Genomic DNA, 25,213 nt, shown 5'->3' with positions numbered 1-25,213 from the left:
CTCACCCCCGACCGTGTGCCTGCCGGGACCGGCGGGCCACGGCGTCCAGGCCGACGGCGATGAACAGCACCACGCCGGTGATCACGAAACGGTAGGAGGAGTCGAGGTTGAGCAGGGTGAGACCGCTGGAGATCGACTGGATGACCAGGATGCCGAGCAGGGCCGAGAAGGCCGAGCCGCGACCGCCGAACAGGCTCGTGCCGCCGATCACCGCCGCGGCGATGGCGTTGAGGTTGACGTCTCCACCGCCGGCGCTCTGGTTCGCCGCGGCCAGCCGCGACGCCGCGAGGATGCCGCCGAGCGCGGCCAGGCCGGAACAGATGACGAACACCGACGTGTACACGCCCCGCACGTCGATGCCCGCCCTGCGGGCGGCCTCCGCATTGCCGCCGACCGCGTGGACGGACCGCCCGTACTTGGTCCGGGTGAGTACGTAGTGCAGCACCAGCACCAAGCCGACGAAGAGCACGAACATCCAGGCGAGGCCACGGGTACGGCACAGGTAGTAGACCATGAACAGCAGGCCCGCCAGCAGCAACAGCGACTTCGCGAGGAGCAGCCGCAGCGGCGACGAGGAGAGCCCGGCGCGGCGACGCGTACGGGCGCGTACGCATCCGGCGGCCAGGTAGCCGGCGGCGGCCGCCACCGCCAGCGCGTAGGCCAGCCAGTCGGGGACGAACCACAACTGCGCGAACTTCACGAGGGTGGAGTCGTAGGGGAGGTTGATCGCGGTCTCGCCCTGCAACACCAGCAGTTGCACTCCGAGGAAGGCCAGCAGGCCGGCCAGGGTGACCACGAAGCTGGGCACCCCGATGCGGTTGAACGCCTGGCCGTAGAGCCATCCGATCAGGCAGCCGGCGGCCACGGCCGCGAGGACCGCCAGCCACATCGGCTGCTCGAACCGGACCATGACGACGGCGGTGACCGCCCCCGACAGTCCGCTGACCGACCCCACGGAGAGGTCGATCTGGCCGACCAGAAGGACGCAGACGATCCCCAGGGCGATCACGCCGATCGGGACCATGTCGAAGGACAGGTTCACCAGGTTGGTGCTGGACAGGAAGGTGGGATTCAGGAGCTGGAAGATGGTCCAGATCACCACGATGCCCGCGACGACCGGCAGCGCGCCCAGGTCTCCGCCCCGGACCCGGCGTACTCCCGCCCTGACGCTGTCCGCGATGCCCTGAGGAGTCGCGAGACGCTCGTCCCGCAGGTCGGTGGGCGTCGCCACCGGAGTGTGGAGAGAGCTCACGTCGATTCCTTCTCTTCCCGCCGACGGTGCGGACGACGGGCGGCTCGCTGTGCCACCACGTTGTCGGCCGCGCCGGTGATCGCGGCGACGATCTCCTCGGAGGAGACGTCCCGGGCGTCGAACACGCCGTTGTTGCGGCCCAGTCGGAGGACGGCGACACGGTCGGCGACCGCCCGCACGTCCTCCATGTTGTGGCTGATCATCACCACGCCGAGTCCGTTGTCCTTGAGCCGCTCGACCAGGTTCAGCACCTCGGCCGTCTGCGCGACGCCCAGGGCCGCCGTCGGCTCGTCCAGCAGGACGATCTTGGGGCTGCTGAGCAGGGACCTCGCGATGGCGACCGTCTGCCGCTGACCGCCCGACAGGGCGGCCACCGGTACGTCGAGGGTGGGGATCCGCGCCGACAGCTCGCGCAGCAGTTCCCAGGCGCGCTTCTCCATGGCGACCTCGTCCAGCATCCACGGCCTCAGTTCCTGGCCCAGGAACAGGTTCGCCTTGACGTCGAGGTTTTCGCACAGCGCGAGATCCTGGAAGACGGTCGCCACCCCCAACTCGTGGGCCTCGGCGGGCGAGCTCAGGGAGACCTCCTCGCCGTGGAAGAAGACCTTCCCCGCGTCGGCGGCGTAGACGCCGGAAAGGACCTTCACCAGCGTGGACTTGCCGGCCCCGTTGTCCCCGACGATGGCCACCACCTCGCCGGCCGAGACGTCGAGGTCGATGTCGGTGAGCGCGGCGACCGCGCCGAAGTGCTTGCAGATTCCCCGCAGCGACAACACGGTGTCCGCCTTGCGGGGGACCGTGGTGGCCGTGCTCACGGACCGCTCTTCTCCGGAGGCCAAGGCAGTCACTGGATGCCCAGGCGGCGGCAGGCGGCGGCGTACTCCGGGGTGCACACGTCCTTGGCCTTGAGCGCGCCGTCGGCACCGAAGATGACCTTCTTGAGGTTCTCCTGCGTCACGACGGTCGGCTCGAACAGCTGGGAGGGAGTGTCGAACAGCGTGGTGCCGGCCTTGGGCTTCTTGCCCTGCAGCAGCTCGTAGGCGACGTTCGCGGCGGCTTCGGCGACGGTCTTGATGGGCTTGGAGATCGTGTTGTACTGGTCTCCCGCGACGATGCGCTGCACCGCGGCCAGCTCCGCGTCGTTGCCGGTGACCGGCGGGACCTTCACGTCCGCGGCCTTGAACGCGGCGATCGCGCCGCCGCCGGTGCCGTCGTTGGCCGCCACCACACCGGCGATCCGGCCCTTGTACTGGGCGATCTGACCGCTCACCCACTGCTGTGCCTTCTCCGGCGCCCAGTCCGGGGTGTCGTACTCGGCGAGCAGGTCGAACCCGCTGTCGTCGACGGCCTTGTGGATGCCCTTCTTGATCAGCGCGGCGGCGGCGTCGGTGGGGGACCCGTTGACCTCGAGCAGGCCGCCCTTGGCCTTGGTCGCCTTCAGGTGATCGACCAGGGACTGCCCGATCGCCGTGCCGATCGCCTCGTTGTCGAACGAGACGTAGAAGTCGGCCGGCTTCTTCGGAATGGGACGGTCGTAGGCGACCACCTTGACGCCCTGGGACTGTGCCGTCTGCACGATCGTGGCCGCCGCGGTCGAGTCGACGGGGTCGAGCACGATCACCTTCGCGCCCTGCGCCATGGCGGAGTTGGCCTGCTGCTGCTGGAGCGAGGCGTTGCTGTTGGCGTTCTGGTAGATCACCTTGCAGCCCGAGCACAGCTCGCCCATGCGCTTCTTGAACAGCGGAGCGTCGTACTGCTCGTAGCGGGTGGAGGCGAGGTCGGGCATCAGGAACGCGACCTTCCCCGTCGCGGCCTTCCCCGTCGAGGACTTGCCCTGGGTGGTGTCGCCCGGCTCCTCGGCGCATGCCGTGAGGACACTCAGGGCGACGAGGCCGGTGAGAACACCGGTGGCCAGTCTTCTCATGTTCACTCCTTGATCCGGGGCCGCGAAGGCGCCAGCCGGTAGCGGTGAGTCAGGCGCGAGACGTAACGCACAAGTAAGGTGACGGCACTCGGAAGTGTCAACAGATCGCGGGAAATGAACAGGATTGGCGTTCTCTTCGATCATTTAGAGTGTCTGATTGCCCGGCATGGACGAACATCCAGGACTTGATCCAGGTGGTCGAGTGCAGGCCGTAAACGGCATCAACGGTTTCTCCGCAGGCGGGCGGCCCAGTGACGGCGGGGCGGAATCCGAGACGTACGAGGATGTTCGCTTCACACCGATCGAACAAGGGGGGGCGTATGCAAGCGAACGAACCGCAGACCGGGGACGCGGGCGGGCGAGGACCGATCGACAGACGCGAGCGGATCAAGAACCGCGTCGTCGACGAAGGCTTCGTCCGCATCGAACAGCTCGCGAGCGAGCTGGGCGTCACACCGATGACGATCCGCCGCGACCTGGACTACCTCCAGGGCAAGGGGTGGCTCAGAAAGGTGCGGGGTGGGGCGACCGCGCAGCCCTCGACGGCGTTCCACGGTGACGTCCGGCACCGCACCCAGGCCATGGCGAAGCAGAAGAGCGCGCTGGCCCGTGCCGCGCTGCAGTTCGTCAAGCCCGGCCAGTCCCTCGTCCTCGACGACAGCACATCCGCCCTCGCCCTCGCCGGACTGCTTCCGCAGCGGGCACCGCTGACGGTCATCACCAACTTCGTGCCCGTCGTCCAGCTCCTCGCCGGCAGCGCCGGGATAGAGCTGATAGCGCTGGGCGGCCTCTACTACCCGGCCTACGACGCCTTCCTCGGCATCCGGACCGTCGACGCCGTGAGCACCCTGCACGCCGATGTTCTGTTCGCCTCCACGACCGCCATCACCCGCGGCCACTGCTACCACCAGTCCCAGGAGACGGTGGCGGTCAAGCGGGCGCTGATGGACGCCTGCGACCGCAGAGTTCTGCTCGTCGACCACAGCAAGTTCCAGCGGCGCGGGCTGTACCAGCTCGCCCCCCTCACCGCCTTCGACCTCGTCATCGTCGACCCCGACATCCCGGAGTCGGACCTCGACTCACTGCAGAGCCAGGGCGTGGACGTCCTGGTCGGCAGGCACGACTAGCGGGTCGCGGACCGTTCGTGAGGCAGGGGCGGGTCACCTTGCTCCCCTGCCGTGCATGGCAGCAGGGGTCGCTTCGACGGCGCAGCGGAACGCCCCTGCTTCAGGCGGTCAGGGCAGGTCTCGGCGGACCAGCGCCTGAGCGAACGGTTCTCCGGTGGCCCGGGCGTAGGCCACCCGCTCGCGCACCTCGCTGAGGGTGCGTGGGCGGTAGCCGGGGCCGCCGCAGCAGCTTTTGTGGAAGCGAACACCGGCGTGCAGCAACAAGGAGAGAGTGCGCCAGGCGGCGGTGTCCCGCCTCTTGGGTGCCGCGAAGGCGGAGCCGACATGGATCAGGGGTTCGGCGCAGCGTGGACAGACCCGGTCGTGGTCGTGGAGGCCGGGGTAGGGCTGCTTGTACGAGGCCCGGCAGGGCAGGCAGACGTACGAGGTCTTTCCGTGGGCCATGCGGCCAGGGTAGAGCCGCCCCAGGATCGGGTTCGACGGAGTTTCGGCCGCACGCGCCATGCATGGGCGTAGATCGTGGCTGACACCTGCACCTGTCACGACTCCGGCACGGAGAGACCTCCGTCCCGATCCCGTACGGCGGTCGCGAGGTCAGGGCAGCCGACCGGCCTCGTACAGCGCGTCGAAGACCAGCCCGTCGATGGCGGAGACCCGGTCCCTGTCGGCGTAGCGGAACCACGCCTTCTCAGCGATCTCCCGTGACGGGGTCAACTCGCCGCGGTGATCGGCGGTGTAGCAGATCATCCGGAACGGGCCGTGCTCCGGATGGCCCTCGCCGATCTCGAAGGTGCCGAAGTGCACCATGGAACCGGGGTCGATCGCCGCCCGCAGTTCCTCGTCGATCTCCCGCACCAGAGTCTCGCCGTCGGACTCACCCGGCTCACGGTGACCACCCGGGAGGTAGAAGCGATCCCTGCCGTGACTACGCGTCACGAGCACCAGATCGTCCCGGACCAGGACCCACGCCACCTTCTCCGGCACACCGTTGCCATTCGCCATGACGGGACCGTATCGGTGTGGCACGGCGCCAGAAACGGTGAGAGGCCGGGCCGGGCCGGAAGAAAAGCCCTCCTGAGCTGGTCCTCGTCCCGGTGCGCCCGGGCAGGATTCGAACCTGCGACACCCGCGGCGGGTCGGCCACGGCGTTCAGCCGTCTGGACCGCTACGCGCCGGGAGCCCGGTACTGGACTTGCCCCGCTTTGCGCAGGGCATCCATGGTCTCGTCGACGGTCAGGAGAACGGTCGTCTCGAACGAGCTGAGTGCGCCGCCTCCGCTGATCGCCAGGGCGACCGCGGCCATGGAGACGTTGTCGGGGGCCTCCCACAGGTTGTAACCGTCGCGGGCGCCGAACGCGTACCAAAAGCCGTGGAGCTTGCCGCCGACGGACTCGATGTACGACTGAGCGGCCCTTCCGCGGTCCTCAGGCCGGTCGATAAGCCTCGCCCAGGTCTCCGGCGTGTAGCTGAACCTCGATAGATAGAGCGGCATCATGTCTCCCTTTCGTCCCAGCAAGGGATGCCCCCGCAGAGTGGGGTACGTCTCCGAGGCCGCCCGCGTATCCCTCGAACGGCCGGGATGATGACCGGCATGGCCACCGCCGGAGCGACCCAACCGCCCCGGGGCTACAGCGACGAAGCTCTCAGCTTGGGAAGCTTGGGTTCCATGGGGCCGATCGGCTTGCCGACCTGCTGCGGAGCGGGCTCATGACCTGAGGGCGTGCTGGATCGGTGGCCGCTGTTCTTCGTGGCTCCCAGCACTATCTGCCACGGGGGGCATGTTCAGGGGGTGAGTCAGCGGCGCCGCGGATCCGGCCGCCGGGGCCGAGGCCGGTGGGGGCGGTCAACGACTGGGCCGCGGTCTGCGGGTTGAACGGCTTTGGCGCTGGGCGCGGAGCTGCCCACTGGCCGGACGCAGCGAGCGGAGACGAGCCGCTACTCAAGCCACCGAATCGTCGACAGAATGACTGATATGACGTCATTGCTGGCCTTACTGGCGGCTCCGTTCGGAGCGGTGCTGACCACACTGATCGGCGTGTTCGTCGGGAGCATCGTCAGTAGAAGAGCTCAAGATCGCCACTGGATCAGGGAACAGCAGGCGGCAGCGTGCGTCCGCGTACTGCGGGAATCATCCTCAGTGCTTGTAGACCTCAGCGACATGGACCGCAACCGACCCGACGACATCCCTCAAGGCGTGCTGGCCCCGACGACAGTCGACTGGCGCCCCTGGGGCGAGGCCCTCGGCAGCGTCAATCTCGTTGCCAGCAGGGACATTGCAGCAGCCGCGCACGCCATTGACGAGCAGATCTGGCGGTTTCACATTGCCATTCGGCGGGGTCTGGCTCCAGAGGAGAACTGGATGGAGCTCAGGGGGAGAGTCGTCGCAGCACAGGGACACTTCATAGCCGTCGCCCGTCGGCATCTCTCACTCACCGGAGAGACCCTTCAGCGCCTCGACGGACGCCCCGCACCCGACGACCCGATCTGGAGGACGGGGCGGCTCTGAAGCCCAGCCTGACCGAGCTACAGACATGAGCGCGCCGCAATGCGAACGGCACTTTGACGGTCTCCGGCCGGGCGGTAAGAGCCGGCTGCGAACGGTCTGGCGACGCAGGTTCCCGCCGTCGTTCTCGCCTGCGTGCCCGAGGAAGACGCGGCGGCAGCCGTCTCGGCCTCTGTGACGCGGGAGCCCGGGCAGAGACGAGAGAACGGCCGGAGCTGGACTCCTGAGCTGAGCACGGTCCGGTCGACCAGCTGATGGCCCAGAGCCAGCCGGCGCACACCGAAAGCCCCCTAGGGATCTTGATGAGCTGGGGGGTCGTCATTGATCACACTGTCGAGCGGCCTCGGACGGCCCAGCGGTTAGCTCGCATCACGTAGAGGCTCACTGGCCTCGTAACAGGCATCCGGCCACTTTGCTTCGCCCCCGCCAAGGATGACGTCCCCGCACAGGGGCGTGCTCAGCAGCCCACCGTCGATGCCCACCTTGAGGAGCGTCTGCTTCTGCTCCGGAGTCGCGGCGTCTGCCATCGTCTCCGTGGGCCTCAGTACCGGCTTGGGCTCCCAATCCAGGTCGGAGTGAAGCAGCGTGGCCGACTGTTGCCCCCACTTCTGCACAAAGATCATTGGCTCCCCGGTGTCGTTGACGAAGTAGGAGACGTAGTCCCTGTCTCCGATGGGGAAGCCGCTCATCTGTGTCGAGCGACCGCTCCCGACTACATCACCCCAGGTCGAACGCGTTCGGCAGGCCGGCCTTGAAGCGGAAGTGGTCGTGGCGCTTGAGGCTCTCGAGCTCCGGCGGCCTGAACAGCGGGGTGACCGTGCAGCGCGGCGCACTCGAGCCTGCTTGATCCAACAGGGCATTGACCGCCTGACGGGCCGAGGCGTTCGCGCCCTCCATGGTGGCGAGGTCGATGTCCACGGCGACGTAATCCCCGGACAGGAAGAAGTTCGGGACCGTGGTCCTGGCCGAAGGGCGGTTGTGCAGCGTGCCCACGGGGTGGATCAGCAGCTCGTCCTGGTTGGTCGGGTGCGGAGTGCCGATCCCGTCTACTCCGGGGTCCAGGAACCACGAGTGCAGCGTGCCGTCGCGCAGCACTGTCCTGCCGGTGTCGTTGAGTGCGTCCTTGAGCTGTGCCCACACCTCGCGTGCGACCTCCTCGCGGGTGCACTGTTTAGCCGTTTTGCCGTACAGGACGCCGGGCTTGTCCCACTCGGAGATATCCACCGACAGACACTCCTTGGCCACGCCGTCGCCGTAGTCGGCGGCGAAGTCCCGCCCTGGCCAGTGCCGGGCCTGGGCGATCGCGGTCAGCGACCATGGGGAATCGATGCAGTTGAAGTGGCCCTGTACCACGGGCGGCGTCTCGGTCAGATAGAACTGAAGGCCCGTCATCCAGTCTGTCCGCAGCTTGTCGCAGCGTGCCAACTGTGGGTCGGCAGCGCGTAATCCGGCATTCCAGGTGCGCCGCGCGTGCTCCACCGGCATGGCGGAGACATAGTGATCGGCGGTTATGGAGCGAAGGACGCCGTCCGTATCCTCGATGACGGCCTCGGAGACCAGCCCGTCTCCGCCCAGCCTCACCTCGTGCACGGTCCAGCCGATACGGAACTTCACACCCAGGGAAGTGAGATGAGCCACCCAGGGGTCGATCCAGGCCTCATTGGTGGGTGCGTTGAGGATCCGATCGGGTGGGCCGTCCGCACCCCGGCCGAGCACGTTGAACACGAAGGCCTCGCCGAGGGCGCCGACCGTGCGGGTGCTGGCCACCTCGGCCTTGGTGGCGACGATGTTGCGGGTGACGCCGACCGCGAGGATGCGCTGGTACTCCTTCGACATCTGCCCGGCGCGTACGAAAGTCCACCAAGGGGTGGCTTCCCAGGTGGAGTTGCGGCGCGCGTCGCAACTGGTCAGGAAGACGACGGCGCGGTTCACGAAGTACGTGATCTCATGCAGAGGAAGATTGAATCCCGTCTCCAGGAGGCCGGTGAGGGCGCGTCTGATGTCGTCGAGGGTGAGCTCGGCGGGCTCTTTCTCCCCGGGGATGGGTATCCGCAGATCCTCGCGGCCGTCGTTCCGCGCGAACATCATCTCCTTCGGTGCGATCAGGTTGTCCCAGACGCCACCCGCGTTCCCAGGAAAGGGGATGCGCCGCATGGTGTCGGGGAGGTTGTGGTAGATCCCCGGGATGAAGCGGAACCCGTGCTCCGCGGGCAGTGGCTTGCGGCCTCCCTTCGCGCTGTCCGGTACGTCCATGGAGCGGGCCTTGCCGCCGAGCGCCCGGCGCTCGTAGACGGTCACCGCGAAGCCCCGCTCGGCGAGTTCATGCGCCGCGGTCAGCCCGGCGACGCCACCGCCGAGCACGGCGACGGCCTGCTGCCGTCCCTGCGCCGGTGCCGCTGAAGCCGCCGTGCCGGTGCCCAGCGCCACCACCCCGCCTGCGGCCGCGGCCCCGACCACAAAGGTGCGTCGCGTGCTGCCCGTTCGCCCCATGACCGGTCTCCCCTACCGTCGGTAACACCTGCCGTCCGGCGGAGGAGCCTAAGGGAGTACCCCTAGACGCGAAAGGCATGGACATGACTGACGTGGGCATGCGCGCGAATGTGGCGCGTTTGCGTTGTCGGAGAGCCGACCCCTCACCGCCAGGGGTGATCGAAGTGGCATAGACGGCATGCCGTATCGCACCCCGCGCAGGAACCGGTAAGCGTCGTCGACGGTGACGGGTGGCCAAGAGCCGGGTAGCGCAGGGTGGGGATCGCGCTCGGGTTCGTCCGGGCGCGGGGCGATCACGCCGAGGCCGTGAAGGACGCGGTCCACCTCGGGGTACTGGCCACGCGATTCTTCCAGACGCTGTTGGAGTCGCGATGCTGTCGCGGGCCTTGTCGATGGATCCGTAGATCGCCGCTGTCCGCTGTTCGAACCTGGGAGCGCCGTCAGCTGGCCCGACACCCGCTTTAGGAGTTCGATCTACCCTCGCCTTGGTCCGGACTCGCCTCTGGCACCGGTGCCGGACGTGGTTGCCGCGTGTCGCTGCCGTCCACGCTCGTTGATGTCAGCGTTGGATGTCAGCGGAGAAGCTCCGGCACCGGGCAGGCCTCCAAAGCCTCGTCCGGCCGGTCGGCCCAGCGCCACCAGACATGCCGACTGGCACACCCCCAGAGCGACCGGCAGGCGCGCCGGCCATCGTCCTCCCGCCTGGAGAGGACAAAGCCGCCCGCCTTCATGGGCTGGCTGCACTCAGGGCAGTCCGGGGCGTCGGCCATGCGACGCACCCTAACGGAGCGACCTCTTCATCCCGAAGCAACTTGGGTGGGCGCCTGACCATGGGACGGTGTGCCTCTCACATGCTGCGATGGTCCGCAGGTGTGCGCGGTTGTCCGCCGCTGTCTGTCGGCGTTGTCACGCAGTTAGACGCTCAAGGTGCTTGATCTCAGGTCCCTGCTGGACCAGCTCCATGGCGTTCGTAGAGCTGTTTCACTTGCTTGACCCAGAAGCCGAACTTCTCATCGGCCGACGCGCTCATGGGCAGAAGCTGAAGCTCCTTGGCCAACTGATAGAAGCCAGAGCCAGCGTCGTTGGCACCCAGGTAGTTCACCAGGGCCGAGAGCATGACAGGCGGGTCTGAGGGGGCCATCTCCTGGTCTCGTTCCACGATCAGTCCGAGCAGATGCCCCATCGCGGCCCGTTCGTCAGCACGCTCGAAGTCGAAGGGACGGCAGCCGGTTCGCCTGGCCAGAGTCACGTTGAGCTCCGTGTACGAGGTGAGCTTGCCCAGCTTCGCTCGCTCGACGAGGAAGCCACGACCGACATGTACCAGCTCGTCCCATTCACTGTCCGCGCGGCCGTATCCAGACATCCCCGCCCCCTGAGCTACATAGATCCGTGAGCGGGAACGTACAGTGCCGGCGCAGTGCCCACAATCGCTCGATGGGCTAGTCACCGCAGCTCCCGGGCACGGCGAGAAACACCCCATCTTGCGCGACCGCCACCCCTGGGGGAACGGGTACGGTCGGGGGGCTCTGACCTGGGGGTTCGCTGCTGGCGGCTGTGGCTCTTCTGTCACTGTCGGTCGTCGGTGGTTGGCCTCGGACGGCCCAGGGACGGCCCGGAGAGGTCCCTTCTATGAGCCGGTGATCCATGCGTCAGCAACTGACTCGCCATGTTGGTCTATCACTGATTGTTGTCGATCCTGGGTATCCCCAGACACATCGGGTCGTCCCCTGCGATCATCCGGCCATGGATTACGAACCTCTTGCCGCCGCAGTCGTGGCTGCATCTGGTCTAGTGGGCCTCTATTTCCAGACCCGCAGTCCCAACGTGCATGCAGCAGAGGAGATCAAGCGGGAGCTAGACATCCTTGCGTCGCTACCGGAGGGCAGCCAGCTCCGGGCGCCGCTTCAGAGCCGGGTCGAGGACTCGCTGAGGCGGTACATCGCTGGCAATACGCCGGAGAGCCGCACCAGGGACTGGGCTGGCGTCACTGCGTCCATGGTCATGTGCATTGGCGCAGCTTTCCTCACATGGATGGCCATCAGCAATGGTGGGTGGTGGTGGTCAGGTCTTGTCATCGCCGTCCCGTTTGCTGCCGTTGGTCTGATCTCCTTTCCTGACGCTTTTGTAAAAGCGGAGCGTGATGCTCGAGGACGACGCATAGGACCGATTGCTAATCGTTCTGGCGTGTCAGACAGCGACAGCGCTGCTGTCTGACACCTGCCCGCGTGAGGTCAGCGGAGTCTCAATGGCCCGGGCGCAAGTGCCGGCGCGCGGCGCCTGGAGCACCAGTTTGGAAGATCGCGTATCTGGATCACGTCTTGCGACCGGGACAGAGCCATCGCGGACCGCCTTGGGGCCATGATCCGGGGCGGCGGGGGAGCGGCCTCAGGTTCCCCGCAAGAGGACGACGAGCGGACGTAGTGGCACGCGTGTGGCACGGCGCCTGATACGACGAAGGGCCAGCCTGGGAGGAAACCCCTCCTGAGCTGGCCCTTATCTCTGTGCCCCCGGCAGGATTCGAACCTGCGACACCCGCTTTAGGAGAGCGGTGCTCTATCCCCTGAGCTACGAAGGCAGTGGCAGTGGACGCAAGCAGCGCCGTGCCTGTGGTCTGGGAGGACCACAGGCGTCAGCGTACCGGATGCGGGTCGGGCGGGTGTGGGGGTCAGGTCAGGGAGACGCGGCGGGTGGGTGTGGGGGCGGGGCGGGGGTGCGGGGCGGACAGCGGGGGCGGGGAGAGGCCGGGTGGGGCGGTCGAGGTCCGGGCCGGGGGCGCTCATGACGCCGGGACCCTGGTGAAGCGGGACGCCGTGTGGAGGTCTGTCTGGATGCGGGTCGCCGTGGTGGTCAGTTCCGGGAGGAGGTCCGTCACGCACTCCTTCAGGGTGTGCCGGCTCGCGTGCATCGCTGCGTTCAGGGCCGCCACCACCCGGCCCGACCGGTCGCGGATCGGGACCGCGAGGGAGCGGAGGCCCTCTTCCAGTTCCTCGTCCACCAGGGCGTAGCCCTGCGAGCGGACCGAGGCCAGGACCCCTTCGTCACCGGTGTTCGGAGCCGTGCCGGCGGGCGCGTCCGCCAGCAGGACCCTGCCCAGTGCCGTCGCGTACGCCGGCAGGCGTGTGCCCACGGTGATGTTCACGCTCATCACCCGGGACGTCGCCACCCGCGCCGTGTACTGGATCTCCTCGCCGGAGTCCGACAGCACCGCCAGTGACGTCGATTCGTGGATGCGGGACGTCAGATCGGCCAGGTGGGGCTGGGCGATCTCGGGGAGGGACGTACGGGACAGGGGCGGGAAGCCGAGGGAGAGGACCCGGGGGGTCAGGGTGAACGTGCGGCCCGTCGGGGCCACCAGGCCCAAGTGTTCGTAGGTGATCAGGGCGCGGCGGGCCGTCGCCCGGGCCAGGCCCGTCGCCCGGGCCACCTCCGTGAGGGTCAGCTCCGGCCTGCCCTCGCCGAACACCGTCAGGACGGTCAGGCCACGGGCCAGGGATTCGATGAACTCGCGGCCCAGCTGCTGCTTGGACGCGCCTGTCCAGAGCGCCAGGTCTGAGGGGGGCGGGCCGGGCTCGGGGGGTGGCGTGTTGTGGAGTTCTCGTTCCATGGTCTCCACCGCGGACCGCAGTCTCGGGAGCAGCGTCGTGCGCAGGTGGTGCGCGGTGTGGCGGCTCGTGTGGCTGACCACGCTCGCCACGCATGCGATCCTGCCGTCCGTTCCCGGGGCTCGGACCGGTACCGAGATCGCCACCAGGCCCGGCTCGATCAGCTGCTCGTCCAGGGACCAGCCGTTCGCCGACGCCTCTTGCGTGCGGCGTGCGAACGTCTCGTCGTCCCGCGCTTCCGCCCCGTATCTGCGCGGCGGTACGGCCGTGAACGACAAGTCCCTCGGGTCCGACGCCCTGCGGTGTCGCCAGCGCTGCCAGTCCGTGGCCGTCCACTCCGTCGCGAACAGCGGCCCGGGCGCGGTGCGTTCGGCGGGGAGCAGGTCGCCGATGCGGAAGCTGAGGGACATCGCGCGGCGGCGGGTCGCCTGGTGGATGAAGCGGATGCCGTCGAGGTCGGCGACCGCGAGTGAGACCGACTCGTCCAGTTCGTCGGCCAGGGCGTCCGCGTGCGGGGCGAGCAGAGCGGGCAGGCGCAGGGCCGACATATAGGCGTTGCCCAGCTCCATCAGGCGCGGGGAGAGGTGGACGTCCCGGCCGTCGAAGCGGACGTAGCCCATGCGGGCGAGCGTGGCCGTGATGCGGTCCACCGTGGAGCGGGCGAGGCCGGTGGCGCGTTCCAGGCCGCTCAGGCTCAGCGTGCCGCCCGCCTCCGTCAGTTCCCGCAGGACCGTGATGCCGCGGATGAGGGGGGTGACCGCCTCCTCGGGGACGTCCCTCTGCCCCGACTCGTCGGCCGGCGGGGCGGCACCCTCCTGGGACTCGGGCATGGGCTTCGCTGGCATCGGCTCTCCGGTACGGCGCTCGCGACGGTCGCGGCAAGCCCACCGTAATCCGAGTGATCTCGAATCATCCGAGTAATCCGAGATAGGCGGCCCGGTGGCCGGGTGGCCAGGCAGTCGGTGGCCGAGTGACCATCCCCAGGCAGCAGGCAGCAGGCAGCAGGCAGCAGGCAGCAGGCAGCAGGCAGCAGGCAGCAGGCAGCAGGCAGCAGGCAGCAGGCAGCAGGCACAGCCAGTCAGGTAGCCCGGCGGCCCAATGCCACCCCCCTGCACTACTCCCTCGTCACCCGCACCCGATACCCCCCGTCCACCCTCGCACCCGCCCCCGCCCCCGTCCCCGCCACTCCCGCCCCCACCCCCATCACCTCGATCGTGATGCCCCGGCCCGGGTCCCTGAACGTCTCCCCGGGAGTGAACGGCGCGTCCGAGAGTTCCGCGTGGACGTTCGGTGCGCGCGTGCAGCCGCCGCTGTTGCGGCGGGAGTCGGTGACGGTGACCGGGCCCATGCCGGTGTCCACCTCCGCGTCGACCCTGTAGATCAGGACGCCCGGGCGGCACACCGCCTCGTCGTTGCCGGCGTGGGTGCGCAGTTCGACGGCGTAGCCGGTGCGGCCGTCGAGGGGGATGAAGACCAGCTTGGAGCCACCGGCCCGGGCCAGCGGCGTCAGGGTGTACTCCGTGGTGCCGGGGGATGCCGCGCAGTGGACCTGGGCGGCGTCGAGCCAGCCCAGCTTCCACTTGTGCCAGCCGAGGAAGTCGTTGTTGGCGCCCCAGTCCTCGCTCATGATGTCCCAGTGGCCGACCGCGCCCCCGCCCTCCGCGGTGTACAGGTCGGGAAGGCCGAAGACGTGGCCGTTCTCGTGGGGGAGGACGCGGTAGCCCGTGCGGTCGTAGGAGCCGGAGCCGTCGTCCTGGCGGGAGTAGACGAAGGACGCGTTGGCCACGGGAATGCCGTCGGCCACCGGGGCGTCCGGGTTGCCGGCGAAGGTGACGGACAGGACGGTGTCCAGGGCGGAGGGGCCGGCGTTGGGGCTGACCAGGACGTTCAGCAGGTCGTACGCGCGGAAGTCCACCTCCGGGTCGGCCACGGCCACGAGGTCCTGGACCAGGGTGCGGTAGCCGGGCTCGAACGGAGCCCCGCGCTCTATGCCGTACTCCCGGAAGGACTTCGGCATCCGCAGCCAGCCGGGGATCGGCGTCTCCGGGCGGTAGTCGAGGCGGCCGTAGGAGCTGGTGCGGAACCACTCGCGGGTCTGCGGGAAGAACTCGCGGAAGCGGTCCTGGGCGTCGCCCGCGCCGGGGGCGTCGGAGAAGTCGATCATCAGGGTGAGAGCGCGGACGACGCCGGTGGAGCGGGTGTAGCCGGTGGCGGTGGGGATGCCCTCGGACATCTGGACCTCGCGTGCGCCGCGGATCATGCAGGGGCCGTGTTCGGGGGTGTGGGACAGGACGATGGGCCCTGCTCCCGCCGTGCTGGAGCCCGGGGCGAGCCGGCCCGTGCCGGCCGAGGTGCTGACGGTGAAGGTCAGGGCGCTCACACAGGCCAGGGCGGCTAGCCGCCGCCTGGGTATCCGGCGGCGGGGCGGGCGCGTGCCGCCCGGGCGGGGGCGCCGGGGCGGCGGCTGTATGCAAGGGACCTGCAAGAGACCTCCCGCGCCGCGGCAGCCTCCCGTCTCCGGCTGCACCCTTGCGCTCACCCTGCGTCGCTGGGTGGGGGGACGCGCGCTGGAAGAGACCGATCGTGGGTTTCCCGTCGGTAGCGGTGGGGGGCACGCGGCGGGTTTGTGAGCCAGGTCACAAAGAATTTCCTCCGGAGCGGGAAATACCGGGGACCTACTCCCCGTTTAGCCATGTGTCCGACCGAAACGGGGACCCGCTCCCCGGATCGGAGCACCACCCGCTTTCCACCACGAGGAGTACGCCGTGCAGACCGCCAGCCCCGAAGCGCGCAAGGTGCCCCGGCCCCGCGCCGACGCCCTGCGCAACCGGGAGCGGATCGTCACCGCCGCCCGGGAGATGTTCGTCGAGCACGGCCCCGAGGTGCCGCTCGACGAGATCGCCCGCCGGGCCGGCGTCGGCAATGCCACGGTGTACCGCAACTTCCCGGACCGCGACGCACTCGTCCGCGAGGTCGTCTGCTCCGTCATGGACCGCACGGCCGCGGCCGCCGAGGCCGCGCTCACCGAGACCGGCGACGCGTTCGAGGCGCTGGAGCGCTTCGTGCACGCCGCCGCCGACGAGCGGATCAGCGCGCTGTGCCCGATGGTCGCCAGCACGTTCGACCAGCACCACCCGGATCTGGAGGCCGCGCGCGAACGCGTCGAGCGGCTGATCGCGGAGGTCATGGACCGCGCCAGGTCGGCCGGACAGCTCCGGTCCGACGTGGACGTGGGGGACGTCACGATCGCCGTGGCCCAGCTCAGCCGGCCCCCGGCCGGCACGGACTGCATCCGGGCCGACCGTTTCGTCCACCGCCATCTTCAGCTGTTCCTGGACGGGCTGCGGGCTCCCGCTCGCTCGGTCCTGCCGGGTACCGCCGTGACCCTGGAGGACCTGCGCCGGCCGTGACCCTGGAGGATCCGCACCGGCCCTGACCGACCTGCCCGGCCCGATCGGCTCCGTCCGATCGCTTCGGCCGAGAGTTCAACCCGATGAGCAACCCGATGAGTTCAGCCCGATGAGTTCAGCCCGATGAGTTCAGGCCGCCCCACCCGCCTGAACCCTCACTGACAGTCCCTTCGGCCGTCCCTGTGGACGAGTCGTCACCTTTCGTCACCTTTTTCCGTCACGAAGTCCCGAAGTGGGTATCCCCATGTCTGAAACAGCCTCGAAGACCCTCGCCGCACCGGCCAGAGAACCGGACGCCGGCCGCTGGAAAGCGCTCGTCTTCATCGCGCTCGCCCAGCTGATGGTCGTGCTGGACGCCACCATCGTGAACATCGCCCTGCCCTCCGCCCAGCAGGACCTGGGCATCTCCGACGGCAACCGGCAGTGGGTCGTCACGGCCTACGCCCTCGCCTTCGGCGGTCTGCTCCTGTTCGGCGGCCGGATAGCCGACCTGTGGGGTCGCAAGAAGGCCTTCGTGGTCGGGCTCGGCGGTTTCGCCGCGGCCTCCGCGCTCGGCGGCGCGGCCACCAACGAGGCGATGATGTTCGGCGCCCGCGCCCTCCAGGGTGTTTTCGGCGCGCTGCTCGCGCCCGCCGCGCTCTCCCTGCTCGCCGTGATGTTCACCGACGCCAAGGAGCGCGCCAAGGCGTTCGGCATCTACGGCGCGATCGCCGGTGGCGGCGGTGCCGTCGGTCTGATCCTGGGCGGCTTCCTCACCGAGTACCTGGACTGGCGCTGGACGTTCTTCGTGAACATCCCGTTCGCCATCGTCGCCGCGGCCGGCGCGTACTTCGTCATCCGTGAGCCGGAGGGCGGCCGCAACCGCTCCCCGCTCGACATCCCCGGCGTGATCCTGTCCACCCTCGGCCTGGTCGCCCTCGTCTACGGCTTCACCCGCGCGGAGTCGAACGGCTGGAGCGACTCCGTCACCGTCGGCATGTTCGTCGCCTCGGCCGTGCTGCTGCTCGCCTTCGTGCTCGTCGAGTCGAAGGTCAAGGCCCCACTGCTGCCGCTGCGCGTGATCACCGAGCGCAACCGGGGCGGGATCTATCTCTCCCTCGGCCTCGCAATCATCGCGATGTTCGGCCTGTTCCTCTTCCTGACCTACTACCTGCAGATCGTGAAGGGCTACTCGCCGGTCAAGACCGGGTTCGCCTTCCTGCCGATGATCGCGGGCATGATCACCGGCTCCACCCAGATCGGCACGCGCCTGATGACCCGGGTCGCGCCGCGCCTGCTGATGGGCCCCGGCTTCCTGGTCGCCGCGCTCGGCATGCTGCTGCTGACCCAGCTGGAGATCGGCTCCTCGTACGCGGCCCTGCTGCTGCCGGCGATGCTGCTGCTCGGCCTCGGCATGGGTACGGCGTTCATGCCGGCCATGTCGCTGGCCACCCAGGGCGTCGAGCCGCGGGACGCCGGTGTCGCCTCCGCGATGGTCAACACCTCGCAGCAGGTGGGCGGCGCGATCGGCACGGCCCTGCTGAACACCATCGCCGCCTCGGCGACCACGGCGTACGTCGCCGACCACATCGCCGGGGCGACCAGCCGGTCCCAGCAGCAGCTGGTCCAGCTGGAGGCCATGGTGGAGGGCTACACCAGCGCCATCTGGTTCGCCGTCGGCATCCTCGTGGTGGCCGCCGCGATCGCCCTGACGTTCGTCAACGCCGGCCGCCCGGGCACCGGCATCGTGACCGGCGGCGACTCCGGCAAGGACGTGGCGGACGAGGTGCAGATCCCGGTCGTCGCCCACTGACGGCCGCACGCCCCACCCCTTCGGGCCACTCCGCGGGCGCGAGGAAGGGGACGCCTCGCACCTGCGGAATCCAGGACCTGCCCCGGCTCCGCGCGGCTCAGCGGAGCCAGGGCAGGTCCGCACCGGCTTCGGCCGGCTGAAGTCCCTCGGCGACGATCCGCATGATCTCGCCGAGGGACTTCTGCTGTTCCGGCGAGAGCCGGTCGAAGACGGCCTGGCGTACGGCTTCGACATGCCCGGGCGCGGTCTGTCGCAGCACCTGGAGGCCCTCGTCCGTGAGGACGGCGAACTGGCCCCGCTTGTCGTCGGGGCAGTCCTCCCGGCGCACCCAGCCGTTCTTCTCCAGACGCGCGACGGCGTGCGAGAGACGGGACCGGGTGATCTTCGCCAGCATCGCGAGCTCGGTCATCCGCAGCCTGCGCCGCGGCGCCTCGGCGAGCTTGACCAGAAGGCCGTAATAGACGTGCGGCATGCCCGCGTCGCGCTGGAGCTGACGGTCGAGATGGTCGTCGAGGAGGGTGGCGCCCTCCATGAACCAGCGCCAGACGCGCTGCTCCTCGTCGGTGAGCCAGCGCGGCTCCTGAGGTGGGGCGGTCGAGCCGGTTGTCGGTGCGGATGCGGGTGCCTTCATGTGTTCCACTCTACGTGGCCCCTCCTTGAACTTTAAACAAATGGCCCGTACAGTTTTGTTAGGGAACCACGTTTTGGAAGGAGCCGCAGCATGTCCGCCGCCACCCAGGAGCGCATGCCCGCTCTGTACCTCAGCCACGGCGCGCCGCCCCTGGCGGACGACCCGTTCTGGCCCGGTGAACTGGCCGCCTGGTCCGCCGGCCTGCCTCGGCCCAAGGCCGTCCTGATCGTCTCCGCCCACTGGGAGGAGGCCCCGCTCGCCCTCGGCGCGACGGAGACCGTCCCGCTCGTCTACGACTTCTGGGGCTTCCCCGAGCGCTACTACCGGGTGAAGTACGACGCCCCCGGCGCACCGGAGCTCGCGGAGTCCGTACGCAAACTGCTACGCGCCCCCGGCATCCCCGTCCAGGACGCCCCCGACCGCGGCCTCGACCATGGCGCCTACGTCCCGCTGGTCGAGATGTACCCCGAGGCCGACCTGCCGGTCCTGCAGGTGTCCATGCCGACGCTGGACCCGGTCCGGCTGATGGAGATCGGCCGCAAGCTCGCCCCGCTGCGGGACGAGGGCGTGCTCATCGTCGGCTCGGGCTTCTTCACCCACAACCTGGCCGCGCTGCGGCAGGGCGGCATCCCCGCGTGGTCGGCCGAGTTCGACGACTGGGGCCGGCGGGCGCTGGAGGCGCGGGACGTGGACGCCCTGCTCGACTTCACCCGCAAGTCGCCCGCGGGGCAGCTGGCCCACCCGCGCACCGAGCACTTCGCCCCGCTCTTCGTGACCATGGGCGCGGCCGACGCGGCCGGTGAGCTGGACACCCAGAAGTCCGTGATCGACGGGTTCTGGATGGGGCTCGCGAAGCGGTCGGTCCAGTTCGGCTGAGGCAGGCCCGGACCGTGTGCCCGCGGGGGCGGTCCTACAGCGGCTTCTCGTACCAGGCCACGTCCCAGTACCGGCCGAACTTGCGGCCCACCTCCCGGTACGTGCCGACGTGCCGGAATCCGAAGCGCTCGTGCAGCCGGGCCGACGCCTCGTTCGGCAGCGCGATGCCCGCGTAGGCGCGGTGCAGGTCCTCACCTGACAGGGCCTCGAAGAGGGCCGTGTAGAGGAGTGTGCCGACGCCGCGGCGGCCGGCGCCCGGGGCGACGTACACGGTCGTCTCCACGGAAGTGGCATAAGCGGGCTTCATGCGGAAAGGGCTTGAAGTGGAGTACCCCAGAACCTCCTGTGTCCCGGGCTCCGCGGCAACCATCAGGCGGTGCGGCCCGTCTTCAGGGTGGGAGAGCAGCCAAGGGCGGCGCTCCTCCGGACTGAAGATCGCGGTATCGAATGTGATCGCCGTCTCAGATACATAGTGGTTGTAGAGGGCCGTGAGGGCTTCGAGGTCGTCCTCGACTCCCGGCCTGACCTGCACCTCTGTGGACTGCGACGGCATCGGGCCTCCTCATGTGGCCGGACAGGGTACTGCATGATCAGAAAAATCGGAGGCCCGGTTGGGAATTCTGTCCTGATTCCAGTCGTTGTTTCCATCGGATGCAGGGCACCCGAGGAGAGTCCGGAGAGTCCCGGAAGACGGAGTCCAGCGTCCGAAGGACCACCCGCTGACCTCACCATCGCAAGGGAGCTCGCATGGCAACCCGTGCCGTCGCCCGTCGTCAGTCCGCCACCGGCGAGACGGCCGACGCGGCAAGCAGTGTTCGCGCCCATGGCGGCGAGATCGCCGACCGCGACCTGGTCGGCATGTACCTCGACGAGATCGCGCGCACACCGCTGCTCGACGCCGCCAAGGAGGTCGAGCTGTCGCAGATCATCGAAGCGGGTGTGTTCGCCCAGCAGATCCTCGACGGCCTGGAGGAGAACAAGGCCGGGGCTTCACCCGAGGAGCTGCAGGCCCTGGTCGACGCGAGCGAGAGCGCCAAGGACATCTTCATCCGCTCCAACCTGCGCCTCGTCGTCGCCGTCGCCCGCCGCTACCCCCGCAGCGGGCTGCCGCTGCTGGACCTGATCCAGGAGGGCAACGCCGGCCTGGTGCGCGCGGTCGAGAAGTTCGACTACCGCAAGGGCTTCAAGTTCTCCACGTACGCGACGTGGTGGATCCGCCAGGCCATCACCCGCTCGATAGCCGACCAGTCCCGTACGATCCGCCTGCCCGTCCACCTCGTGGAGGAGCTCGGCAGGATCCGCCGTGTGCAGCGCGAGTTCAACCGCGAGCACGGCCGGGACCCGGAGCCCGCGGAGATCGCGGCCGAGCTCGGCTCGACGCCGGAGCGCGTCACCGACGTCCTGGACTGGGCCCGTGACCCGGTCTCGCTGAACATGTCGGTGGACGACGAGGGCGAGACCCAGTTCGGCGACCTCCTGGAGGACACCTCGGCGGTGTCGCCCGAGCAGTCGGTGCTCACACTGCTGCGCAGCGAGGAGCTCGACGACCTCATCGGCCGGCTCGACCAGCGCACGGCGTCGATCATCAAGATGCGCTACGGCATCGAGGACGGCCGCGAGCGCACGCTGACCGAGGTCGGCAAGGAGCACGGCCTGACCCGCGAGCGCATCCGGCAGATCGAGAAGCACGCGCTGCTGGAGCTGAAGAAGCTGGCGCGCAGCACCGGGTTCGACGCGGCGGCGTGACCTACGGGGCCGCCGGGCGGAGCAACAGCCCGTCGGGCGGCTCGAGACCGGTGGAAGACGGTGAGCGTCCGGGCGCACGACGCGTTCCCACGCCCAATGGGTGACGGGCCGTAATGCGCCCGGGGGGCACCGCGTACGCCGGGTGGCGAAAGACCGCGCAAACATGGCGGTGTAACGCCGCTTCAATCCGCAGACTCAGGGAACAAGACTTCTGGGTCCACCAGTTCGGACCCGGGTCACGCCCCCTGACCCCCGAAAGCCACGTCCCGTCGCACTCCCCCCGGCGCCGGGACATTCCCCGAGACCGGGCTTCGGCGTCCTTCCCCCCGGACGCCGGAGCCCGGTTCTCCGTTTCTGGAGGGCGGGGCACCCCGTACCTGAACCACGGGGTGGCCCGCCAGTGGCAGATTGTGTCACATGGGCATAGCCTGCCGGGCGTGAGCAGCACCACCCCGACCCCGCCTCTGCCCTCACTGACCGAGCGGCGGAAGGCCGAGACGCGTATGGAGATCGCCCGGGTGGCAGCCGGTCTCTTCGTACGGCACGGCCTGCGCGCCACCCGTGCGGAGGACATCGCCCAGGCCGCCGGTATCGCCCCGCGCACCTTCTACCGGTACTTCGCCACCAAAGAAGAAGCCGTCGCCCCGCTCTACGCGACCGGCGCCCGGCGCTGGGTGGAGGCGGTGCGTGTCGCTCCCCCCGACGCCGGTGTGCTGCGCGCACTGGAGCAGGGGGTGCACCACACCCTCACTCCGGGCGTGGGCGTCTCGGTGTCCTCCTGGGAGTGGGTCCGCACTCTCCTGCGCCTGGCCGAGGCGACCCCGTCCCTGGGCAGGGTGTGGGCGGAGGTGTGCCAGGCGTCCGAGCGGCGTCTGGGGGAGGTTCTGGCGGAACGGGTGACACGTGCAGGGTCCTCCGGAACCGGCGGTGGCGACAACGTTGCCGTGGCCGGTGAGCCGCCCGTGGTCACCCCCGAGCTCCGCTTCGCCGCCGCCGTCGCCGGTGCCGCCGTACGGGCCGCGCTGGAGGCCTGGGCCGTGGGGGACGCTCCTGCGGAAGGACCGGACGGTCCGGCGGAAATCGCCCTGCGCAATCTCACGGCATTGCGCGACTTCCCGTGGGGGCGGTGACGCGACGGTCATACCCCGCCCGCGTCCGGCACCCCGCCCGCGTCCGGCACCCCGCCGGCGTCCCGCATCCTGCCCGCGTCCGGCGCCCCGGCGGCCTTGCTCAACCGTGCCCCCAACTCCCTGACCGCCGTCACGAGTTGTTCCGGCTCGTGCACCACGAAGTCGCACCCCAGCATCGCCAGCCGGAACGCCGCCCACTGCACGGCGTCGCCGATGGATCCCCGCAGCCGGCAGCTGCCGTCGTCCAACGGCACGGGTGTGCCCAGCCAGTCGGGCACCCGGGCGGCGACGAAGTCGGCCGGTGCGGCGAACGTGACGTCGAAGGCGTAGGTCTGGTGCTGCCGTTGCATCGAGCGCCGCAGGAACTCCGCCGCGTTCCCCGTCGGCAGCTCACGCGGCACGAAGCGGGCTCCGGTGGCGAACGGCTCGCTCACCCGGTCGACGCGGAACGTGCGCCAGTCGTCCCGGTCGATGTCGTACGCCACCAGGTACCAGCGGCGACCCGTCGACACCAGCCGGTAGGGCTCCGTCAGGCGCCGCGACCCGGTGCCATCCGCGGCCCGGTACGCGAACCGCAGCCGCTCGTGCCCGGCCACCGTCGAGGCCATGACGGTCAGCGTCTCGGGCGCGATGCTCGGACCGTCCCCGCTGGTCAGGGGCGTGGTCGCGGCCTGGAGGGTGGTCACCCGGTGGCGCAGCCGGCCCGGCAGGACCTGCTCCAGCTTGGCCAGTGCCCGCACCGAGGCCTCGTCCAGGCCCTCCACCGCGTGCCCCGCTCCGGCGCGCAGCCCGACCGCGATGGCCACGGCCTCCTCGTCGTCGAGCACGAGCGGCGGCATGGCCTTGCCGGCGACCAGCCGGTAGCCGCCGTCGGCGCCCTTGGTCGCCTGCACGGGATAGCCGAGCTCGCGCAGCCGGTCGATGTCCCGCCGCACCGTGCGGCGGGACACCCCGAGCCGCTCGGAGAGCTCGCCGCCGGGCCATTCGCGGGGCGTCTGGAGAAGGGAGAGGAGCGTCAGCAGCCGGGCCGGAGTGTCCGTCGTCATACCGACGAGGATGCCGGACCACTAGGACACGATCTGACCTATTGGGGGTCTAACTTCGAAGCATGAACTCCACCGACACCACCCTCGGCACGGCGGGCGGCGGGACCGACCGCCGGCGCTGGTTCGCCCTCGCGATCGTGATGACCGCGGCCTTCATGGACCTCGTGGACGTGACCATCGTCAACATCGCCATCCCGTCGATCCAGCGGGAGGCGGGTGCGTCCTTCAGCCAGATCCAGTGGATCACCGCCGGTTACGCGCTCGCCTTCGCCGCCGGACTGATCACCGGCGGGCGGCTCGGCGACATCCACGGGCGCAAGCGGATCTTCCTCGTGGGCATCGGCGGGTTCACGGTCGCCTCCGCGCTGTGCGGCCTCGCGGTGAACCCGGAGATGCTGGTCGCCTCGCGGTTCCTCCAGGGCGGCATGGCGGCACTGATGGTGCCGCAGGTGCTCTCGATCGTGCACGCCACCTTCCCGGCGCACGAGCGCGGCAAGGTGTTCGGGCTGTTCGGCGCGGTCGTCGGCCTCGGGGCCGTGTCCGGTCCGCTGCTCGGCGCGTTGCTGACCGAGTGGAACCTGTTCGGCTGGGAGTGGCGGTCGATCTTCCTGATCAACCTGCCCGTCGGTGTGGCCGGACTGATCCTCGGCAGCCGCTTCATCACCGAGTCCAAGGCACCGCGCGCCCTGAAGCTGGACCTGGTGGGTGTCGCGCTGGTGACGCTGGGCCTGCTGATGCTGCTCTACCCGCTCATCCGCGGCCGCGAGCTGGACTGGCCGGTGTGGGGGTACGTCTCGATGGCCGGGTCGCTCGTCGTCCTCGCGGCGCTGGTGGCGTACGAGAGGCGCAAGGCCGCGCGGGACGGTTCCCCGCTGGTCGAGCTGTCGCTGTTCAAGGTCAAGAGCTTCGCGGCCGGGATCGCGGTGCAGACCGTCTTCGGTGTCGCACTCGGCGTGTTCTTCCTGGTGTGGACGCTGTACATGCAGTTCGGGCTGGGCTGGAGCCCGCTGAAGGCCGGGCTGACCGGGGTGCCGTTCTCGATCGCCGTGTCGGTGGCGGCCGGGATGTCGGTGCAGAAGCTGGTGCCGCGGTTCGGCCGCAAGGTGCTGCAGGCGGGCGCGCTGGTGATGGCGGCCGGGGTGCTGGTCTACATCTGGGAGTCCGGGCACTACGGCCTGGACATAGCTCCCTGGCAGATGGCGCTCCCGCTGATCGTGATGGGCGTGGGGATGGGGCTGATCGTCGCGCCGCTGACCGACGCGATTCTCTCGGAGGTGCCGCGCGAGCACGCCGGTTCGGCGTCGGGGCTGATCAACACCGTGCAGCAGATGGGCAACGCGCTGGGGCTCGGCCTGGTGTCGGTGGTGTTCTTCGGTTCGATCTCAGACCGTCTGCGGCCTGAGCAGGTCGGTCGGGCCTTCGCGGACGCCTTCCAGAACTCGCTCGGCTGGGTCGCCGCGGTGATGGGCGTCATCTTCCTGCTGATGTTCGCGCTGCCCAAGCGGCCCGCCCAGCATGTGGAGGGCGAGCAGGTGCCGGCGGGGGAGAAGGAAGCGGTGCTGGTCTGACCGCTGGAAACGGGCCCGGCACCTCGGTGCCGGGCCCGTTCGCGTGTCCGCTCCCGTTCCTGCCCGTTCCCGCTCCCGCTTTCTACTCATGCCCGATTGGGTCCGAACCTGTTTAC

The 25,213-nt window shown here is 69.4% G+C and carries 23 protein-coding genes and 1 tRNA gene; 9 read left to right on the top strand and 15 right to left on the bottom strand.

Translation table 11 applies throughout. The annotated features are described in order from the left end of the window. Position 1: 1 nt before the first annotated feature. Genes ABTX60_RS13720 through ABTX60_RS13710 form a run of 3 tightly spaced genes read right to left on the bottom strand, consistent with a single transcriptional unit; the run spans position 2 to position 3,176 of the window. On the bottom strand, positions 2 to 1,252 hold the full coding sequence (locus ABTX60_RS13720; protein ID WP_352097249.1) for a sugar ABC transporter permease: 1,251 nt from the start codon (positions 1,250 to 1,252) through the stop codon (positions 2 to 4). After that, positions 1,249 to 2,067, bottom strand: coding sequence for an ATP-binding cassette domain-containing protein (locus ABTX60_RS13715; protein WP_352097248.1), 819 nt, complete (start codon positions 2,065 to 2,067; stop codon positions 1,249 to 1,251). The genes ABTX60_RS13720 and ABTX60_RS13715 overlap by 4 nt, the downstream gene beginning before the upstream one ends. A gap of 29 nt (positions 2,068 to 2,096) precedes the next feature. Further along, the gene (locus ABTX60_RS13710) at positions 2,097 to 3,176 is read right to left on the bottom strand and encodes an ABC transporter substrate-binding protein (RefSeq protein ID WP_352097247.1); all 1,080 of its coding nucleotides are present in this window, start codon (positions 3,174 to 3,176) and stop codon (positions 2,097 to 2,099) included. Between the two features lie 320 nt (positions 3,177 to 3,496). On the opposite strand from ABTX60_RS13710, the gene ABTX60_RS13705 reads away from it, so the two are divergent. Further along, the gene (locus ABTX60_RS13705) at positions 3,497 to 4,303 is read left to right on the top strand and encodes a DeoR/GlpR family DNA-binding transcription regulator (protein WP_352097246.1); all 807 of its coding nucleotides are present in this window, start codon (positions 3,497 to 3,499) and stop codon (positions 4,301 to 4,303) included. A gap of 108 nt (positions 4,304 to 4,411) precedes the next feature. Here the strand turns inward: ABTX60_RS13705 and ABTX60_RS13700 are convergent, their stop codons facing one another. The 3 genes from ABTX60_RS13700 to ABTX60_RS13690 form a co-directional block, all read right to left on the bottom strand. Further along, positions 4,412 to 4,747: a deoxyxylulose-5-phosphate synthase gene (locus ABTX60_RS13700; RefSeq protein ID WP_352097245.1), complete on the bottom strand. Its 336-nt coding sequence runs from the start codon at positions 4,745 to 4,747 to the stop codon at positions 4,412 to 4,414. A 150-nt stretch (positions 4,748 to 4,897) separates the two neighbouring features. After that, positions 4,898 to 5,305, bottom strand: a complete 408-nt coding sequence (locus ABTX60_RS13695; RefSeq protein ID WP_352097244.1) for an NUDIX hydrolase — start codon at positions 5,303 to 5,305, stop codon at positions 4,898 to 4,900. 163 nt (positions 5,306 to 5,468) lie between these two features. Beyond that, positions 5,469 to 5,795, bottom strand: a complete 327-nt coding sequence (locus ABTX60_RS13690) for a GYD domain-containing protein (RefSeq protein WP_352097326.1) — start codon at positions 5,793 to 5,795, stop codon at positions 5,469 to 5,471. A gap of 480 nt (positions 5,796 to 6,275) precedes the next feature. Here ABTX60_RS13690 and ABTX60_RS13685 point away from each other — a divergent pair, with 480 nt between their 5' ends. Further along, positions 6,276 to 6,809, top strand: a complete 534-nt coding sequence (locus ABTX60_RS13685) for a hypothetical protein (RefSeq protein WP_352097243.1) — start codon at positions 6,276 to 6,278, stop codon at positions 6,807 to 6,809. Between the two features lie 356 nt (positions 6,810 to 7,165). Here ABTX60_RS13685 and ABTX60_RS13680 read toward each other — a convergent pair whose 3' ends face one another. The 3 genes from ABTX60_RS13680 to ABTX60_RS13670 all read right to left on the bottom strand — a co-directional run bounded on the left by ABTX60_RS13680 (position 7,166) and on the right by ABTX60_RS13670 (position 10,659). Next, positions 7,166 to 7,495, bottom strand: coding sequence for a hypothetical protein (locus tag ABTX60_RS13680; protein WP_352097242.1), 330 nt, complete (start codon positions 7,493 to 7,495; stop codon positions 7,166 to 7,168). Between the two features lie 28 nt (positions 7,496 to 7,523). Further along, positions 7,524 to 9,296 carry a hydroxysqualene dehydroxylase gene (locus ABTX60_RS13675; protein WP_352097241.1) on the bottom strand — a complete coding sequence of 591 codons (1,773 nt, stop codon included), beginning with the start codon at positions 9,294 to 9,296 and terminating at the stop codon, positions 7,524 to 7,526. A gap of 937 nt (positions 9,297 to 10,233) precedes the next feature. Next, the gene (locus ABTX60_RS13670; protein ID WP_352097240.1) at positions 10,234 to 10,659 is read right to left on the bottom strand and encodes a hypothetical protein; all 426 of its coding nucleotides are present in this window, start codon (positions 10,657 to 10,659) and stop codon (positions 10,234 to 10,236) included. A 380-nt stretch (positions 10,660 to 11,039) separates the two neighbouring features. Between ABTX60_RS13670 and ABTX60_RS13665 the strand changes: the two genes are divergently transcribed. Continuing rightward, the gene (locus ABTX60_RS13665; protein WP_352097239.1) at positions 11,040 to 11,510 is read left to right on the top strand and encodes a hypothetical protein; all 471 of its coding nucleotides are present in this window, start codon (positions 11,040 to 11,042) and stop codon (positions 11,508 to 11,510) included. Positions 11,511 to 11,798: 288 nt separating this feature from the next. Here ABTX60_RS13665 and ABTX60_RS13660 read toward each other — a convergent pair. The 3 genes from ABTX60_RS13660 to ABTX60_RS13650 form a co-directional block, all read right to left on the bottom strand. Continuing rightward, positions 11,799 to 11,871, bottom strand: a tRNA-Arg gene (locus ABTX60_RS13660). A 201-nt stretch (positions 11,872 to 12,072) separates the two neighbouring features. Continuing rightward, the gene (locus ABTX60_RS13655; RefSeq protein ID WP_502992317.1) at positions 12,073 to 13,743 is read right to left on the bottom strand and encodes an IclR family transcriptional regulator domain-containing protein; all 1,671 of its coding nucleotides are present in this window, start codon (positions 13,741 to 13,743) and stop codon (positions 12,073 to 12,075) included. A 269-nt stretch (positions 13,744 to 14,012) separates the two neighbouring features. Next, a complete protein-coding gene (locus tag ABTX60_RS13650) occupies positions 14,013 to 15,368 on the bottom strand; it encodes a M6 family metalloprotease domain-containing protein (RefSeq protein ID WP_502992319.1) in 1,356 nt (451 codons plus the stop codon). 295 nt (positions 15,369 to 15,663) lie between these two features. Between ABTX60_RS13650 and ABTX60_RS13645 the strand changes: the two genes are divergently transcribed. Further along, positions 15,664 to 16,308: a TetR/AcrR family transcriptional regulator gene (locus ABTX60_RS13645; RefSeq protein ID WP_352097237.1), complete on the top strand. Its 645-nt coding sequence runs from the start codon at positions 15,664 to 15,666 to the stop codon at positions 16,306 to 16,308. A gap of 244 nt (positions 16,309 to 16,552) precedes the next feature. Next, complete coding sequence (locus ABTX60_RS13640; protein WP_352097236.1) at positions 16,553 to 18,100, top strand: MFS transporter; 1,548 nt, start codon at positions 16,553 to 16,555, stop codon at positions 18,098 to 18,100. Positions 18,101 to 18,197: 97 nt separating this feature from the next. Here the strand turns inward: ABTX60_RS13640 and ABTX60_RS13635 are convergent, their stop codons facing one another. Further along, positions 18,198 to 18,731 carry a MarR family winged helix-turn-helix transcriptional regulator gene (locus ABTX60_RS13635; protein WP_352097235.1) on the bottom strand — a complete coding sequence of 178 codons (534 nt, stop codon included), beginning with the start codon at positions 18,729 to 18,731 and terminating at the stop codon, positions 18,198 to 18,200. A gap of 90 nt (positions 18,732 to 18,821) precedes the next feature. On the opposite strand from ABTX60_RS13635, the gene ABTX60_RS13630 reads away from it, so the two are divergent. Beyond that, complete coding sequence (locus ABTX60_RS13630; RefSeq protein ID WP_352097234.1) at positions 18,822 to 19,607, top strand: dioxygenase family protein; 786 nt, start codon at positions 18,822 to 18,824, stop codon at positions 19,605 to 19,607. A 34-nt stretch (positions 19,608 to 19,641) separates the two neighbouring features. Here ABTX60_RS13630 and ABTX60_RS13625 read toward each other — a convergent pair whose 3' ends face one another. Then, complete coding sequence (locus ABTX60_RS13625) at positions 19,642 to 20,160, bottom strand: GNAT family N-acetyltransferase (RefSeq protein ID WP_352097233.1); 519 nt, start codon at positions 20,158 to 20,160, stop codon at positions 19,642 to 19,644. 194 nt (positions 20,161 to 20,354) lie between these two features. Here ABTX60_RS13625 and ABTX60_RS13620 point away from each other — a divergent pair, with 194 nt between their 5' ends. Both ABTX60_RS13620 and ABTX60_RS13615 read left to right on the top strand, forming a co-directional pair. Continuing rightward, on the top strand, positions 20,355 to 21,353 hold the full coding sequence (locus tag ABTX60_RS13620) for a sigma-70 family RNA polymerase sigma factor (protein ID WP_053675956.1): 999 nt from the start codon (positions 20,355 to 20,357) through the stop codon (positions 21,351 to 21,353). Between the two features lie 437 nt (positions 21,354 to 21,790). After that, a complete protein-coding gene (locus ABTX60_RS13615; protein WP_352097232.1) occupies positions 21,791 to 22,483 on the top strand; it encodes a TetR/AcrR family transcriptional regulator in 693 nt (230 codons plus the stop codon). Positions 22,484 to 22,491: 8 nt separating this feature from the next. Here the strand turns inward: ABTX60_RS13615 and ABTX60_RS13610 are convergent, their stop codons facing one another. Next, on the bottom strand, positions 22,492 to 23,529 hold the full coding sequence (locus ABTX60_RS13610; protein WP_352097231.1) for a helix-turn-helix transcriptional regulator: 1,038 nt from the start codon (positions 23,527 to 23,529) through the stop codon (positions 22,492 to 22,494). 62 nt (positions 23,530 to 23,591) lie between these two features. On the opposite strand from ABTX60_RS13610, the gene ABTX60_RS13605 reads away from it, so the two are divergent. Further along, positions 23,592 to 25,097 (top strand): MFS transporter, encoded by a 1,506-nt coding sequence (locus tag ABTX60_RS13605; RefSeq protein ID WP_352097230.1) that lies wholly within the window; start codon positions 23,592 to 23,594, stop codon positions 25,095 to 25,097. The last annotated feature ends 116 nt before the right edge of the window (positions 25,098 to 25,213 follow it).

This window comes from Streptomyces sp. NPDC126510, assembly GCF_040302345.1.
Classification (GTDB): Bacteria; Actinomycetota; Actinomycetes; order Streptomycetales; family Streptomycetaceae; genus Streptomyces.
The sequence above is the reverse complement of the archived record's forward strand: the minus strand, read 5'-3'. Positions and strand labels throughout refer to the sequence as shown.